Annotated in this window: 17 protein-coding genes; 9 read left to right on the forward strand and 8 right to left on the reverse strand. The window is 29.7% G+C overall.

What is annotated here, in order from left to right:
* Positions 1-314: 314 nt before the first annotated feature.
* From AC15TD_RS04765 to AC15TD_RS04780, 4 genes are all read left to right on the forward strand, one after another.
* Positions 315-2,012, forward strand: a complete 1,698-nt coding sequence (locus tag AC15TD_RS04765) for a hypothetical protein (protein ID WP_484450987.1) — start codon at positions 315-317, stop codon at positions 2,010-2,012.
* Entirely contained in the window at positions 2,009-3,217 is a 1,209-nt protein-coding gene (locus tag AC15TD_RS04770; RefSeq protein WP_484450988.1) for a radical SAM/SPASM domain-containing protein, read from the forward strand. Before AC15TD_RS04765 ends, AC15TD_RS04770 begins: the two co-directional genes overlap by 4 nt.
* Before the next feature lie 236 nt (positions 3,218-3,453).
* On the forward strand, positions 3,454-4,095 hold the full coding sequence (locus tag AC15TD_RS04775) for a hypothetical protein (RefSeq protein WP_484450989.1): 642 nt from the start codon (positions 3,454-3,456) through the stop codon (positions 4,093-4,095).
* Between the two features lie 2 nt (positions 4,096-4,097).
* Positions 4,098-5,126, forward strand: a complete 1,029-nt coding sequence (locus tag AC15TD_RS04780; protein ID WP_484450990.1) for a 2-hydroxyacid dehydrogenase — start codon at positions 4,098-4,100, stop codon at positions 5,124-5,126.
* 67 nt (positions 5,127-5,193) lie between these two features.
* Here AC15TD_RS04780 and AC15TD_RS04785 read toward each other — a convergent pair whose 3' ends face one another.
* From AC15TD_RS04785 to AC15TD_RS04810, 6 genes are all read right to left on the reverse strand, one after another.
* Complete coding sequence (locus AC15TD_RS04785; RefSeq protein WP_484450991.1) at positions 5,194-5,568, reverse strand: GerW family sporulation protein; 375 nt, start codon at positions 5,566-5,568, stop codon at positions 5,194-5,196.
* A gap of 592 nt (positions 5,569-6,160) precedes the next feature.
* Positions 6,161-7,102 (reverse strand): L,D-transpeptidase, encoded by a 942-nt coding sequence (locus tag AC15TD_RS04790; protein WP_484450992.1) that lies wholly within the window; start codon positions 7,100-7,102, stop codon positions 6,161-6,163.
* 17 nt (positions 7,103-7,119) lie between these two features.
* Positions 7,120-7,839: a peroxiredoxin gene (locus AC15TD_RS04795; RefSeq protein ID WP_484450993.1), complete on the reverse strand. Its 720-nt coding sequence runs from the start codon at positions 7,837-7,839 to the stop codon at positions 7,120-7,122.
* 24 nt (positions 7,840-7,863) lie between these two features.
* Complete coding sequence (locus AC15TD_RS04800; RefSeq protein ID WP_484450994.1) at positions 7,864-8,109, reverse strand: heavy-metal-associated domain-containing protein; 246 nt, start codon at positions 8,107-8,109, stop codon at positions 7,864-7,866.
* A gap of 102 nt (positions 8,110-8,211) precedes the next feature.
* Positions 8,212-8,973, reverse strand: a complete 762-nt coding sequence (locus tag AC15TD_RS04805) for a patatin-like phospholipase family protein (RefSeq protein ID WP_484450995.1) — start codon at positions 8,971-8,973, stop codon at positions 8,212-8,214.
* Positions 8,974-9,095: 122 nt separating this feature from the next.
* Positions 9,096-9,503, reverse strand: a complete 408-nt coding sequence (locus AC15TD_RS04810) for a CBS domain-containing protein (RefSeq protein WP_484450996.1) — start codon at positions 9,501-9,503, stop codon at positions 9,096-9,098.
* Positions 9,504-9,633: 130 nt separating this feature from the next.
* Here AC15TD_RS04810 and AC15TD_RS04815 point away from each other — a divergent pair, with 130 nt between their 5' ends.
* A complete protein-coding gene (locus AC15TD_RS04815; protein ID WP_484450997.1) occupies positions 9,634-10,002 on the forward strand; it encodes a hypothetical protein in 369 nt (122 codons plus the stop codon).
* A 3-nt stretch (positions 10,003-10,005) separates the two neighbouring features.
* Positions 10,006-11,709 carry an ABC1 kinase family protein gene (locus AC15TD_RS04820; RefSeq protein ID WP_484450998.1) on the forward strand — a complete coding sequence of 568 codons (1,704 nt, stop codon included), beginning with the start codon at positions 10,006-10,008 and terminating at the stop codon, positions 11,707-11,709.
* An 84-nt stretch (positions 11,710-11,793) separates the two neighbouring features.
* Here AC15TD_RS04820 and AC15TD_RS04825 read toward each other — a convergent pair whose 3' ends face one another.
* The gene (locus AC15TD_RS04825) at positions 11,794-12,396 is read right to left on the reverse strand and encodes a hypothetical protein (RefSeq protein ID WP_484450999.1); all 603 of its coding nucleotides are present in this window, start codon (positions 12,394-12,396) and stop codon (positions 11,794-11,796) included.
* 138 nt (positions 12,397-12,534) lie between these two features.
* Between AC15TD_RS04825 and AC15TD_RS04830 the strand changes: the two genes are divergently transcribed.
* The 3 genes from AC15TD_RS04830 to AC15TD_RS04840 are packed head-to-tail and all read left to right on the forward strand — an operon-like array spanning position 12,535 to position 15,091.
* Positions 12,535-13,317, forward strand: coding sequence for an MlaE family ABC transporter permease (locus AC15TD_RS04830; protein ID WP_484451000.1), 783 nt, complete (start codon positions 12,535-12,537; stop codon positions 13,315-13,317).
* Positions 13,314-14,096, forward strand: a complete 783-nt coding sequence (locus tag AC15TD_RS04835; protein ID WP_484451001.1) for an ABC transporter ATP-binding protein — start codon at positions 13,314-13,316, stop codon at positions 14,094-14,096. The genes AC15TD_RS04830 and AC15TD_RS04835 overlap by 4 nt, the downstream gene beginning before the upstream one ends.
* A gap of 11 nt (positions 14,097-14,107) precedes the next feature.
* On the forward strand, positions 14,108-15,091 hold the full coding sequence (locus tag AC15TD_RS04840; protein ID WP_484451002.1) for an MlaD family protein: 984 nt from the start codon (positions 14,108-14,110) through the stop codon (positions 15,089-15,091).
* 291 nt (positions 15,092-15,382) lie between these two features.
* Here AC15TD_RS04840 and AC15TD_RS04845 read toward each other — a convergent pair whose 3' ends face one another.
* Entirely contained in the window at positions 15,383-16,051 is a 669-nt protein-coding gene (locus AC15TD_RS04845; protein ID WP_484451003.1) for a BON domain-containing protein, read from the reverse strand.
* Positions 16,052-16,196 lie beyond the last annotated feature (145 nt).

Consider the following 16,196-nt stretch of genomic DNA (forward strand, 5'->3'; position numbering starts at 1 on the left):
TTTTCTATTAGTTTTATACAACGTAGAATCTAAAAATTTGTTTCAAAGTATATAAAACGTTCAAAAATTTACCCGTTGAGGTCAGTGGAACCTTCAACATAAAACGTTGAAGATTTTATTTTCAAGTTTGATTTTCAAAAAGCAACTTAAGCATTTGGTTTGAAATCAAAGCTATCTTATTCACAACAAAGTCCTTAACGTTATTGTTTATCAGGGATTTAATATTTTTTCTCTCTTTTATCGATACTGATTAAAGTCATTTCCTTTTTTTTTTGAATTTCATATTTTATAAAAATCAATTAATCTTTGAAATCATGAAATCTAAAGTGACCAAAAAAGGGATTAATCCATTCCAGATTTTAAAAAATAATCACCTTTTAAAATCTTCCGTATCCATACTACTTTCTTTAGCAGTTATTAATTTGTCTATTAGCTGTTCGTATTATAAAGTAAAAGATCTCACAACCTCTCAAGAGGATATTGAAATAAAAATAAACGATTTTAATCGAATGGGGTATTATGCCATTGTTCATTCTGGTGGCAACACATTTCATTTGGACAAAATTAAGATTGACCAAGAAAATAATGCATTAACTGGCATAGTTGATTCTCTGAGTTCAAAACACCTATACAAAAAAGCAAGAAGTGAAAATAGTACTAATCGTTTTAAAAAGGAAAAGCAAGACCCAATAAGTGAAATTCACATTAATTTAAAAAAAGCCATATATCCTAACATTGGAAATGAAGTTACTATTCAAATGGAAGATATTTATTCTGTTTCTTTAAATAAGAGAGATGGACTAGCTGAATTTGCAGTAGGAATGTTAGGATTAGCTGGGGTGCTTTTTGGCATATTTCTTATAATTTTAGCAACTAAAAGCTCTTGCCCATTTGTTTATGTTAAAACAGGTGATACCTATCAATTTGTAGGAGAACTTTACCCGGGTGTTCTTACTGAAAATATGCAAAGAGATGATTATATACCCTTAGGAAGATACAATGATTCAAAACAAGCCTATTCAATAAATGTCACCAATGAGTTAAAAGAAATTCAGTATACCGATTTACTCGAATTAATAGTTGTAGATCATCCTAAATCTATTGAGGTTTTATTGGATGATACAGGACGGTTACATACGTTTTCAAATCTTCAACAGCCTAATAGAGTTGTCATAGATGATATTGAACAAAATATAAGCATATTAAATACTAAAGATGGCGTTTCTTATGCTTTTAATAATATAACAGAATGGGATGATAACAAACGGCATGCAACCATAGAATTTGAAACACCAAATACAAATACTGATGCTAAATTATATTTAACTGCGAAGAACTCCATGTGGTTAGATTATATATTTGGAAAGTTTAATGAACAGTTTGGGTCTTATTATCAGGAATTTCAAGCACAACAACAAAAAAAGACTAAGCAACAAAGTGAGAAATGGATTAATGAACAACATATTCCATTATCAGTTTATGTAGAAACAGCGAAAGGGTGGGAATTAGTTAAGGAGATTAATACAGTAGGTCCCTTAGCATATAGAAACCTTGTTGTCCCCATCGATTCAAAATTTATTAAAAAAGATAAGCTAAGAGTAAAATTAGAAACAGGATTTATGTTTTGGGAAGTGGACTATGTTAGTATTGATTTTTCAAAAAACGCACCTCTTAATATAAATTATATATCACCTGATGAAGCAATAGATCAAAACAATCAAGTGGTTACTAAGCTGCTTTCAAGCGAGGATAAGGTTTACTTAACGCAAACAAAAATAGGGGATAAAGTAACTGTAAATTATAATCTCAAGAGTGTTAGTACAACTGACTCGCATTCAGTTTTTTTAAAAAACAGAGGATACTACAATTATATCAGAGAATTTAAAGGAGAACCAAATCTTGAATCTTTAAAAGTATTCAAGGAGGCAGGTAGTTTTACCGATTTTTCTAAATTGGAATATTACGCTATAATGGATGTTCAAAATAGTGAATATATTGCTTTGAGGGAATGAATAATGCAACTTTAAAAATAGATAATTCTAATCGTGTTAATATCAGCGAAAGTATAATCAATTCTAGCACTTCTAATGGTAAGTTCATCTCAGGTGTTCCATTGTTCTATTTGAGAATAAGTATGCGGTTAAGATTACTGCGATTGATTGCAACTAGCTATTTTAACCCCATTGATTGGATAAATGCGCTTAAATATCTCATATCATTACGAAAGAATGTGTTGGGTACACCCAAGATAAGAAAGTTGGTTAAATTAAATAATAAATACTATATGGGTATTTATACTCCAGCCTGGTTTTCCAAGGATTTTGATCAATTTATATATTCACACCTAAATGATTTTAAGTCTTTAAAAAAAAGCATTCATAGATTTAATATGGTCTTTATTTCAGTAACAAATAGGTGTCCATTGCAATGTGAGCATTGTTATGACTGGAATAATATAAATAATGAAGGTAAAAAACACACTATTAATTTATTAGGTATTATTGAAAAACTCCAAGAATTAGGTGTAGGTCATATTCACTTTCTTGGAGGAGAACCTTTATTGGAATATAAAAAAATTATTGAGGTGGTAAAATCTAGAAAAATAGGTTCTGATTTTTGGATTACTACTTCTGGATTCTCACTTAGTGAATCAAAAGCAAATCAACTAAAGTCGGCTGGTGTTTCTGGTATAATTATAAGCTTAGATCATTATATCCCCGAAAAGCATAACAAATTTAGAAATCACAAAGATGCATTCCATTGGGTTGAATTAGCTGTAAAAAACGCCATTAATGCAAAATTAATTGTGGCATTATCTATTTGTGTTACAAAGGAATTTATGACCGATTCCAGTTTAGAACAATATATGCAAACAGCAAAATCATTCGGTGTTATGTTTGTTCAGTTTTTAGAGCCAAAACCCGTTGGACATTATAACAGTAAAGATGTTTTATTAAACGAGAACCATGTTGCAGAATTAGAAAAATTCTTTTTAACCTATAATTTTACAAGTGCATACAAGGATTATCCAATTATTATTTATCCAGGATATCATCAGAGGAGAGAAGGGTGCATGTCGTCTGGTAAAAAATCGATTTATATTGATGCTGAAGGAAATATTAACCCATGTCCGTTTTGTCATAAATCTTTTGGTAAAGTTTTAGATCATGGTTTAAATCTTAAATTAGATAGGCTAGTAGCTCGGGGATGTGTTTAGTAACATTAACTATATATGTGCATGCAGGCACTATTTATTCTGAAAATTTAATGAGTATAAAAATGCAGACATGGCTCTTAACAACTGCTGGAGAGGTTTTTTACAATGCTAATTGATACATATTAATATTTTAAATACATTACTTATAACAGATATATTCTTTAGGGAATGACTGATTTATATCATTGCGCTTAGTTGTTTTTTTAGATATTTTCAAAAATATAAATACGACCGTTATGAAAGTATTTTATTATATGTTTTTCTTAATGTTTTTGTTTAGTTGTTCGTCAACAAGATTGGTGGATAGCTGGGTTAACAATAAGTACAATAATTATAAACCTAAAAAAGTTTTAGTTGTTGGTTTAACAGATAATTTAACTGCACGAAAAATATTTGAAGAGAAGCTAGCGTTAGCCCTAAAAAATAGAAATATAAATGCCATTGAGAGCTATGATGTCTTTGAAAATAAATTCACTAGCAAAAAACAAACCGAAGATAGTATTCAAAAAGAAGTTAAAAGACTTAAGGTAAATGGATTTGATGCCATTTTGATTTCAGCTGTTAAAGGCGTCGATGAAAAAAAAGCTTATTACGCAGATATCTATAGAAGAGATTACTATTTAAGAAGTTTTGGCCCTTATTATTATGTATTTCAAAACGTGTATTTTGATCCAGGCTATTATGAGAAATATAATGTTTATAACGTAGAGGCTACGTTATATGATTTAAATGAATATGAGGATAAATCTTTGGTTTGGGCCGCTTCTTATAAAATTGTTGATCCACAAAAAATTAATAAAACAGTTAATAGTTATATAAAAGCGATTATATCCTCATTAGAAAAAGAAGCAATAATTTTTTCAATTAATAAAAGGTAGAAATGAAGGTGCTAGTTTACAGTTCAAAAGATTTTGAAATTCCGTATTTGGAAGACGCCAATAAACGTAAACATGATATATCGTTTATAAATGCTGCATTATCATCTGAAACAGCTATGAAAGCCGTTGGTTATCATGCTATCTCTGTATTTTCTAGTGATAATGTATCTAATATAGTTTTGGAAAAACTTAAGGGGTTTGGTGTGAAATATATTACACTAAGATCTGTTGGACATGATAATGTTAATCTGTTTACTGCGCAAAGTTTAGGCATAAAGGTTGCTAATGTACCAGCATATTCTCCTTATGCAATTGCCGAGCATGCGATTGCTATTCTACAGGCATTAAATAGAAAATTACTATTATCAAATCAGCGAGTAAAACAATTTAATTTTGATTTAAATAATTTAATTGGTTTTGATTTAAATAATAAAACAGTTGGAATACTAGGTACCGGTAGAATAGGTTCTGTAATGACCAAAATTATGCACGGTTTTAGTTGTAATTTGTTGGGTTTTGATATTTTGGAAAATAAAAAGTTAACAATTGATTACCAATTGAAATACGTTACAATTAAAGAACTATGTAAAGAATCGGATATTATTTCGGTTCATTTGCCTTTAAATACAGAAACGCATCATTTAATAGATAATACATTAATAGATTTAATGAAACCCAATGTTGTATTAATTAATACTGCAAGAGGCGCTATAATAAATACAAAGGACATTATTGATGCTTTGGTAAATGAGCGCATTTCAGGACTGGCAATGGATGTTTATGAGCATGAGACCAATATGTTTTTTAAAGATTATTCTCAAAAAATTCCAAAGGACGATATGCTTATAAAACTTAATGCACTGCCAAATGTTCTTATTACAGGACATCATGCATTTTTAACAGATGAAGCACTTACTAAAATTGCAGAAACAACCATTTATAATTTAGATTGCTGGAGAGATAATATTGAAACAGAAAATGAACTTCATTTTAATATATCCAATAAAAAGGAAATTAATATTAGTCATTGAACAGACCGGATAATTGCCAATTATCTGGTCTGTTTTTTTTGTTTTAAAAACTAAAAATGCAATATGATTAAGTAGTCATCTCATCTTTTGTCCTTTTTTCAACAAATTTTTCAATAATATCAGGCACTTTTTCAAATGCAGCTGCGAGCCCATGAATTTTTCCAGCTTCAATAAAAGAAATTTCTTCACCTTTAGTAACTAGAAATCCAATAGGTTCTATTCCAACTCCAGCGCCAGCACCTAATCCTTGACCCTTTCGAGTTTTAGATTTTGTCTCAATTCCTTCCCCTCCGCCAGATCCAAATCCCATTCCAACTTTTATTACAGGGACACATTTAAATTGTCCTAGTTCAAATTGTTCACCAATAACAGTATCTGTTTTAGCTTCTGTTTTTATAAAGTCAGTAACCTTACTTAACAATTCTTCAAAATGTAAATCCATAATTTTAAAAATTTAAAAGTTTATATATGATGTTATGATATTTATTGGTTTGTTTTTTATTAGAAGTATCAGTTGATTTCGTCCTTGGAAATTAATATAAAAACTGTCTTTATTGTAATTTATTAATATAAATAATGGATATAATTTGGCATTTAATATATAGTCGCTAGTATCTAAATCTATAAATATTCGTTTTATTTTAAATGTTTTTATTACTCGGATAATTCGGCTTATTGAAGGATGCTTTATTGATTTTTCGAAATGGTGATTCTTTGTTCTATTATGGTTATTTAAATGCTTTTTTTTCAATGGATATATAAAAAAGTTAAATAATAACACTTTCATTCTTATCCTAAATATATAATCATCATGTTTTTCAAAATCAGCTTTAATTAGTCCTTTTAATTGGACGTAATATTGGTTGGATACTGTATCGATTAAAATCACGATTGGCACAAATAATAATGAAACTATTAGAATGAAAATTGTAATAAGAACAAAAAGTAGAACCATGGTTATCGTTTATATTAAAAAAATATATATTCTCATTTTAGATAATTATTTTGCTCAAAGAGATTTAAAAATTATATCGTTACCGGTTTAAATATTGACCATAAATATCCTCCAGAGCAACTTTTTTTCCCGAAGAATCAATTACAGTTAAATCATATCTTATCTTAATTTTTGTGCCAATAGGAGCATAATAATAAATAATCCAGGCATCTGCTTCTTTAGTGCCTATACAGCCATTAGAATAGGCTTTTTCTAGGGTTATAGGGTTCGTTGTTGGATGAATTAGTTGCCCATTTCTTACGCCATCAATTTCAGTTTCAATAAATGGAATTTGTGGCATAGCTGTTACCTTATTATCATCTCTTGTTGTAACAAAATATTGATGACCATTAACAGGATTATAAAAATCGGGGTTTTTAACATATTTTACAATATACCCACTGCCAGTTTTTGTTTTTAAATCAATAATTCTATTGGCCATTTTAAGGAATTTCTTTTTAGGTTGACCTACTCTAATTGGAAATTTGTAAAGTACCGTTGAATCTTCAATGATGCGAAGCTTATATTCTGGAATATTAATATCGATATAGGTATTATTAAATGATTTAAGAATTTTTTCTGCTATTCCAGTATCTGGTAAATTTATAGAATCTCCCTTTTTTAACACTGTCATATTTTTTTGATTATATATGAAGGACCCTCGTGATTTCATAATATAATAATCGGTATTTTTTAGCGTATCTATAATCCATGGGTTTGCTCTAACTAATAGATGTTCGCTTAATTTATAAGGTGTTAAAGAATCATATTTTTCAATCATTGAGTCTAAAAACTGAAAATAGTTTCCAATAGTAATAGGCTTGTCAATCAGAATTGATTTTAATTTGGAATTTTTAACTAAGTCAATATTGTTAATATTGGAAGATGTAATAGGAAAATTTTGATCTTTTGAATAGTGAATTTTGATTAAAACTAACAAGATAATCAACAAAAAAAAAGAGGGACTAAATTTTGATAACATCTTGTTAGTTTTGTGTATTAATTATGTATCAGTTCTTTTAAAATAGTGTCTTTATCTAATTTTTTAGTACAGAAAAACCAATCTTCACATGTTAATCCATTTTTGATTGTCATACGTTCTTCTGCCAAGCCACAAGACACAGCAGGAGAAACAATGACATCGTCACCTGGATTCCAATCGGCTGGTGTTGCTACTGCAAATTTATCAGATGTTTGCATGGCAATTAAAGCTCTGTAAATCTCATCGAAATTTCTTCCTAAACTTAAAGGATAATAAATTAAGGCTCTTATTATTCCTTTTGGATCTATAAAGAATACGGCTCTTACAGCCTGTGTTTTACTTTCGCCTGGTTGAATCATGCCATATTTTTTCGCTATTTCCATAGTAATATCTTCGATTAAAGGAAATTTCACTTCGGTATTTTTCATTCCTTTAAACTTAATTTTCTCTTTAATTGTTCTTAACCAGGCAATGTGGCTGTAGAGACCATCAATAGAAAGTCCTATCAATTTACAATTTGCTTTATCAAACGTATTTTCTAAACTCGCAAACGTTATAAACTCAGAAGTACAGACTGGAGTGAAATCTGCAGGGTGACTAAATAAAATCACCCATTTGCCTTTGTAATCTGAAGGGAAATTAATATCACCTTGAGTTGTTACTGCTTTAAATTCGGGTGCTTTATCTCCAATTCTTGGAATTGATATTATTTTTTCTTGTTCATGTTGTGTTTCCATTTGTTTTTTGTTTTGAGTTACTGATTAAAGCGTATATGATTTCGCTTTCTTAATAAAACTATTTTTTTCGCCAAAGGGTGGGTATCCAATTTTTGAGAGTGTTTTTTTAACGAGATCAACATCTTTCGATGTTTCATGTTCAAATGTTACAGTGGCATATTGTCGCTTAACTGATATGTTGGATATGTGTTTTTGTTTAATGAGATTATTAATAATGACATCTTCACAATATTCACATTTTAAGTTATGAATATATAAAGTAGTTTTCATGGAATATTTTTATTTACGTGATTAAAGGTATGTTTTGACAAAAAAAACGGAAATGATAACTATCAGTATGCAGTAGCTTTTATTGACATTAGATTTTAGTTTTTATTCAAAATTTGAATTGCCTGCTAGTTCTTTTTTAGCGACTTTATAACCAATATTGAAGATATCGTTTAGGTATTTTTTATCTAAAATCCCGTATTTATTCATTCCTTTTGGGGATATAACCAAATCGCAGTCTTTAAACTTTTCGATGTCCTCGTTAGCGGCTTTTATATGAAGAGCTCTAATCATTACATTATGGGAATGTTTTAAATCTGTGATTTTTATGGAATCAAAACTATTGACATAAATTCCAATGGTTTTATCACAAGTTGATTTTAATAATTCAACCGGGAAGTTATTAAGGACACCACCATCAACATAATATAATTTTTTAATTTTTACAGGAGCAAATACTCCAGGTAATGCTGCTGAGGCCAAAATCGGTTTAATTAATTTTCCAGAATCAAAAATTTTTAGCGTACCATCCAAAATATTTGTAGCTGTTAAGCTCAGATGTTTTTTCAGGAATGAAAAGTTATCATTTTTTAAGTAGGTCTTAAAGCCAGGATAGAATTTTTCAGGATCAATAAAACCTGGCTTATTTAAAGCATATTTTTTAATATCTAATATATTTATCTCTTCAAAAAACGTTAACATATCTTCCCACTGGTACCCATAGGCATAAAGCGCTCCTACAATAGCACCTGCGCTCGTGCCAGCAATGCGAGTTGGAAATATACCGTGTTCTTCAAGAGCCTTTATTGCTCCAATGTGGGCAGCACCACGCATACCGCCTCCTGATAGAACTAATCCAATAGCCATATTTATTAAAATTATCTCAAGAAATTACACGTAATTAATGAGTCTTACAATGATAGTTGTCAATGTTAAAGAAATTATAAACGACGTCTTTAAAAATATAAAAATTGATAATTCCTAATATATTATGTGGCTTTGTTTATAAAAAATCTTATAAGATCGGCAGTAGATACAATGCCCACTAATTTGTTGTTCTCAAGAATAGGAATGGCATGGTAATTACCTTGTGCTAAAACCTTGGCGACATCTTCAATAGTAGAACTTGTTGTTAAAAAAAATGGTTTTTGAGTCATGATATCTTTAACAGTCAATTCTTTATATATCTTGTTATCGTCTTTAATTCCAGCTCCTGAAATATTGTACATAAAATCTATTAAACTTACCATTCCTACTAAATGTTCATTTTTAACTACAGGAATGTGGTGATGAAAGTTCTTTTTCTCATAAATATGCTTTACGTCTATTAGATTTTGTTCTGGAGAAACATAAACCACATTTTTTGTCATTATGCTAGTAACTAAATGATTTTTCATTGGTTTATTTTTTTGATTTGAATACATATAAAAATAATGAATTAAGGAGTTTTTCTAAATGATTAAAATCATTTAGAACCTGTTTATTTAGTGATACATTTAATATAAGTCTAAGTTAAATGTTTGTACTATGAAACCTAAAACAATATTGGAGTTACTCACATTAAGTTCAAGTCTTTATTTTATAGCAAGAGACAATCAATTATTAGATAAAATAAATGAGCTTTCAGAAAAAAGCAAAGAGAATATCAATAAAGTGATGTCTGAAACTGAATTAGATGAAAACGGAAATGAACTAGAGTTTGTTGATAAAGTAATTTTAAAAGCTCATGAACTAAAAGAAGAGCTAAATGAAAAAATAGAAGAATTGGTTGCGACGTTCTACAAAAAAGTAAATATCGCTCATTTAGATGAAATTAAGGCTCTGAATATGAAACTTGAAAAGCTTGAAGCCACTGTTGCCTTACTCGAAGCGAGACTAAATAAATTGGAATCTTAAAGAATGGGAGTTATCACTGATATTGGAAAAAAATTTAAATCTATCTCTAGGTATAATGAAATACTAAGGGTACTACTTAAGTATGGCTTTGAAGATTTGGTCCATTATCTAGGGGAAAATAAGCAATATATATATATACAAAAATTTATTCCTAACTCTACGAGAAAGCGTGTTTCCAAATACAGTAAATGGGCTAAAATGCGATTGGTATGCGAAGAATTAGGTCCTACCTTTGTAAAATTTGGGCAAATATTAAGTAATAGGCCAGATTTGATTCCTTTAGAATTGACGTTTGAATTAGAAAAACTTCAAGACAATGTACCCCCAATGTCTGAAATAGTAGCAAAGGAAGTTGTAGAAACCGAGTTAAAAGATAAAGTAGAAAATTTATTTGCATGGTTTGAACCCATACCTTTTGCATCGGCGTCTATAGCGCAAGTACATAAAATTACATTGCACTCAGGTAAACGTGTTGCTTTAAAAATACAACGTGCCGGAATTTACGATATCATTATAGAGGACATTAAAGTAATGTATAAAATAGCTCATGTTTTAGAGAGAAGGATACCTTCTTTAAAAAGTTTTGACCCTATTGGATTAGTGAAAAATTTTGAAGATTCCATTTTAAAGGAACTCGATTTTATAAATGAATCTATTAACGTTCAAAGGTTTTATAACAATCTGGAAAAAGACCATTCGTTAGATCAATTTGCACAATCACCTAGAGTATATACAGATTATACAACCTCAAAAGTTTTAGCTTTAGAATTTATTTCAGGCATTAAAATAGATAGAATCAATGAGTTGACAACTAAAGAATTTGATACTAAAATTATTGCCAGAAGGCTAGCTATAAGTTATTTTAAACAAATTTTTGAATATGGTTTTTTCCATGCAGACCCACATCCTGGAAATTTATTAGTACTTCCCAACAGTCATATTTGTTATTTAGATTTTGGTATGATGGGAAGTATGTTGCCCAGAGATATTTCAATTTTTGGCAGGTTATTTATTGCTATTACCAATAAAGACATAAAAAAAATTATTAAGGCTCTACAACAACTTTCTAACAATGCTCCAATAAATGACATGAGAGCTTTAGAATTTGACATTAATGAATTTGTAGAAAAATATTATGTAAGAGATATTCATGAAAATGAAATGAGCACTATTTTAATAGAACTCAAAGATATTATCATTGCCCATGGATTAATTGTACCAACTCATTTTTTCCTTTTTGCCAGATCTTTAGTAACTATTGAGGGTGTCATTGAAAAACTAGACTCAAAATTGGAAGTATTTGAAATTGTAAAACCATATTTAAGAAATAGCGCAAGTCAAAATTATAACCCTGTAACAATGGGTAAAAAAGTTGTTAACTCAATCGTGGAACTCACAAATTACATAGAAGATTTTCCATCAGATTTAAAGAATGCCATACGTAAAATAAATTCAGGTAAGATTAAAGTTGATCTATCTCATAAGGGTATCGACCCTCTTGTACGAACACTTCAAAGAATCACAAAACAATTGGTGACTGCTTTCATAATGGTCACTTTAATACTGAGTGCTGCCTTATTTATTATTTTTGAGATACATCCACTCTGGAAAGGTATTTCTGTTTTAGGCATGACAAGTTTTATATTGGCTATTTTTCTAGGCTATGGTTTATTGTCAAATATAAATAAAGGCGGTTATCATTATTAAATGTACTTTGGTTTTATAATTCATATTAAAGCAAAAAAAGCACTATAGATATAGTGCCTTTTTTCCTTATTTAAAATTTAAATATTATGCTTTGGAAAATGCTTTTTTAAAATGACTGAATGCTTCAGAAATTTCATTTTGAAAATGCTCGAGTTTTGTTTCTTCCTTTTTCTTAGCATATTTTCCTTTAAACTTATCTATAAAAGAATTGAATTCTTCTTTTCCTTTTTCAAACGTATCTTTAGCCTCAACTTTTTCTTTACTAAATTTTTGTTCTAAAATCTCTAGCTGAATTTTAAATTGCTCTATTTCAATCAGTGTTAACGCATACATTCTGTTTAAAGTTTCATTTGTTTTTATTTTAACTTCAATATCGTGTAGTGTTGATAGTAGTTGTTTTTTTTGTTTTTTAAATATTTCTTTAGTTTCAGCTTTGCCTAAAGCGAGTTGCACACGCAGCTCATCAAACTTGGCATTAAGTTCTTCTATTTTTTCTTTTATACCCTTTATTTTGAATTCACTATCGTGAATAAATAAATTAAATTTCTTCTTAACTTCTTCATACTTATCTTGTGCTTCTGCTTTTCCTAAGGCAGCTTTAACTTGAAACTCTTCTAACTCAATGGCTGACTTTCTGAGTGCATCAATAACTTTGTCTACAAATTGACTATCCTGCTTATTTTTCATGATTATAAAATTTATGATGATATTAAATATGCAAACAAAACCTTTGAATGGCAATGATTTTAATCAGTCTACCTACATGATTTTTATCATTTCATATTTTATACTATTCTTATAAATTTAGATGAAGTAGGTAAAATTATGTTATGGTTCAAAAATATCATTACAATTTTAAATGATTTTTTAAAGGAAATTGGAGAGTTGTCATATTTTACATCTCGGTTTTTTAAAGAAGCATTTAGGCGTCCCTTTGAGTTTATGGAGTTATTACGGCAATGCCATAATATGGGAAATAAGTCCCTGTTATTGGTTGGCATTACTGGATTTATTATTGGACTGGTATTAACCTTGCAAACTCGTCCTACTCTTATGGAATTTGGTGCTGTTTCTTGGATGCCTTCTATGGTTGGCATCTCTATTGTTAGAGAAATTGGACCTATGATTACTGCATTGGTTTGTGCTGGTAAAATTGGGTCTGGAATAGGGGCAGAACTCGGTTCCATGCGTGTTACAGAGCAAATTGATGCCATGGAAGTTTCTGGAACTAATCCGTTTAAATATTTGGTAGTGACTCGTATTATGGCAACTACACTAATGATTCCTTTGTTGGTTGTTTTTGGAGACGCCGTTGCTTTATATGGTTCTTATTTGGTTGAAAATCTAAAAGGAGACGTGTCTTTTCAACTTTATTTTAATCAGGTATTCAATTCGTTAGAGTTTGGTGATATTGTACCCGCAACAGTAAAATCATTCTTTTTTGGTTTTGCTATTGGTCTTGTTGGTTCATTTAAAGGTTTTTTCTGTAATAAAGGAACAGCTGGTGTTGGTAAAGCGGCAAATTCTGCAGTTGTATTTACATCCTTATTATTATTTATAATTGACTTTATAGCAGTTTTTGTTTCTGATATTTTTTATGATTTATGAAAGAGCAACAGAGCATATTAACAAAAGATAAAAACTCAGAAACGCGTGAGGTGGTTCTTGAATTGCAGGATCTGAATAAAAGTTTTGAGGACAATCATGTTCTTAGACATTTTAGTATGAAATTGTACAAAGGCGAGAATTTAGTTGTTATGGGAAAATCGGGGTCTGGTAAATCAGTTATGATTAAATGTCTTGTGGGTTTAATGGAACCCGATAGTGGGAAAATAAGGGTTATGAACAACGATATTACAACTTTAAATCAAGAAGCCTTGGATATATTAAGAGCAGATATTGGATTTTTATTTCAGGGAAGTGCGTTATATGATTCCATGACAGTACGTGAAAATTTAGAATTTCCATTGCGACGTCATTCAAAAAAAATAGGAAAAAATGTTGATAGTGAAACGCTAGTTATTGAAGCTTTAAGAAATGTAGGATTAGAGCATACGGTGGATTTAATGCCTGTAGAATTATCTGGAGGCATGCAGCGACGAGTTGCTTTAGCCAGAACACTAATTCTTAAACCAAAAATTATTTTATATGACGAACCAACTAGTGGATTAGACCCAATTACGGCAAAAGAAATAATTATATTAATGCAAAACATACAAAAAAAATATAATACCTCATCTCTTATCATCACTCATGATGTGGATTGTGCAAGAGTGATTGCTGACAGGATGATACTGTTAATTGATGGCACCAATTATGCAGAAGGTACTTTTAAAGAATTATCAGCATCTAAAGACCCCAAAATAATGGCATTTTTTAAACAGTAAAAAGGAAGCATATGAAAAATACAAACTCACAGAAAATAAGATTAGGTCTGTTTGTGATTATAAGCACAATTTTATTTGTATTGGCCGTCTATCTTATTGGACAAAAACAAAGTATGTTTAAAAAAACTTTTACTATAAGTGCTTATTTTCAAAATGTAAATGGGTTGCAAAAAGGTAATAATGTTAGGTATGCTGGTATTAATATTGGAACCGTAACAGCGATAGAAATGGTCAATGACTCTACAATAAAAGTAGATATGACCATAGAGGAAAAAATAACGACACACATTAAAAAAAATGCAATTGCTACAATAGGATCGGATGGATTAGTAGGTAATATGATTGTTAATATTCTTCCGGGAAAAGGTGTTGATTCTATAATTAGTAATGGAGATATCATAACTACGTATAGCAAAATAGGAGCTGATGATATTTTAAGTACGTTGAGTGTAAGTTCAGAGAATGCAGCAATGTTAACTTCAGATTTACTTAAAATTACAAGAGCTATGATAGAAGGGAAGGGTACCTTGGCTTTATTATTAAATGATACCATTATGGCAAAGGACTTAAGGCATTCCGTTACAAATTTAAAAATTGCAAGTAGAGATGCTTCGAACACTATTGGTGAAATTAATCAAATTATAACATCACTAAAATCTAATGATGAGACCGTTTTAGGTATGTTGTTAAATGATTCAATTTCTGGAGAAAAAATTAAATCAATTGTAAGTAATCTGGAAGGATCAAGTAAGGATATGGAAAATATGCTGTCAAAAATCAATATAACAGTTGATGACTTGAATTCTAGCCAAGGCGCTTTCAACTATATCGTAAAAGATACTGTGTTGGTGAAAAATCTAAAATCTACACTAAAAAACATCAAAGAAGGCACCGATAAATTTAACCAGAATATGGAAGCATTAAAACATAATTTTTTAACACGTGGCTATTTCAGGAAATTAGAAAGATTGGAAAAAAAGGAAGCACAAAAGTAAACAAACTAGAAGTAACGTATGATTAATAATAGTTTGTAAGCTTTGTAATATCCCAAATTTTAACAGATAGAAACGTGCCTTTTAAAGCTTTGCATCATTATTCACGCTAAAAAATAAAAGCAGAATATTAATTATTACGAGAACAGCAATTGTTATAATTATACTCATGATTAAAGTTTTTAATAAAATATCATTTACGTTACTTATAATTTTTTTAAATAATTTAAATAATCTAATAGCTCCAATCTTTATTAAAACATTGGAGCTATTAAAGATTTTAAATCTGAATTATTATGCATATTCAGGATAATAATCTACAATTAGATGATTTTCTACTTTTGTTACGCCAGGAGCAAAAAAAGCAGCTTTACGTGCTTGCTCTTTTTCAGCAAGAGAATGTACAGTACCTTTTAATTTAACAGTATGTCCATCTACTTCAACCTGAATGTTTTTTGCTTCAAGAGTAGCCGATCTTTCAAATGCTTTAGTAATTCTGTTTTTAACCTCAGCTGGTGCAACAATTTTCTTTAATGAAATATTATTAATAACACCTTTTACGCCAGCTAGTTTGGATACAGTAGTTTTAGCTGCATTTTTTTGATATTCCCAGGAGACTTCTCCATTTAAATAGACCCAGGAATCTTCAACTTTAATTTTAATAGCATCATTAGGTACAGAGGTATTCCACTTAATAGCATCAACAGCAGCCTTTGCTATTTCTGTGTCTGATTTACCTTTGTCAGAACTGTATTTAACCTTAATATCTTCTGCTACAGCTTTAACTCCATAAACATTTGCTGCAGCTTTTTCTGCGGCTATTTTTTTTGTGTAAGAATCTACCATACCAGTAAGCGTAACAATACCATCTTTAACAGTCACACCTATCTCAGTTTCATCAATATTAGGTTGCCATTCTAATTCCGCAAGAACATCTTGTTTAATTTTTAAATCTGTTTTCATAATAATATATTATTAACTAATTAATTATTACTAAAATAGATTTACATTAAGATATTTGAAATGATATGTGTCAGTCAACAATAAATTTAAAAGTTTTTTAAATGATAGTTATTTACATGACCTATTATCAATTTGAAAACATTGA

The sequence above is a fragment of the Yeosuana sp. genome (assembly GCF_057126245.1).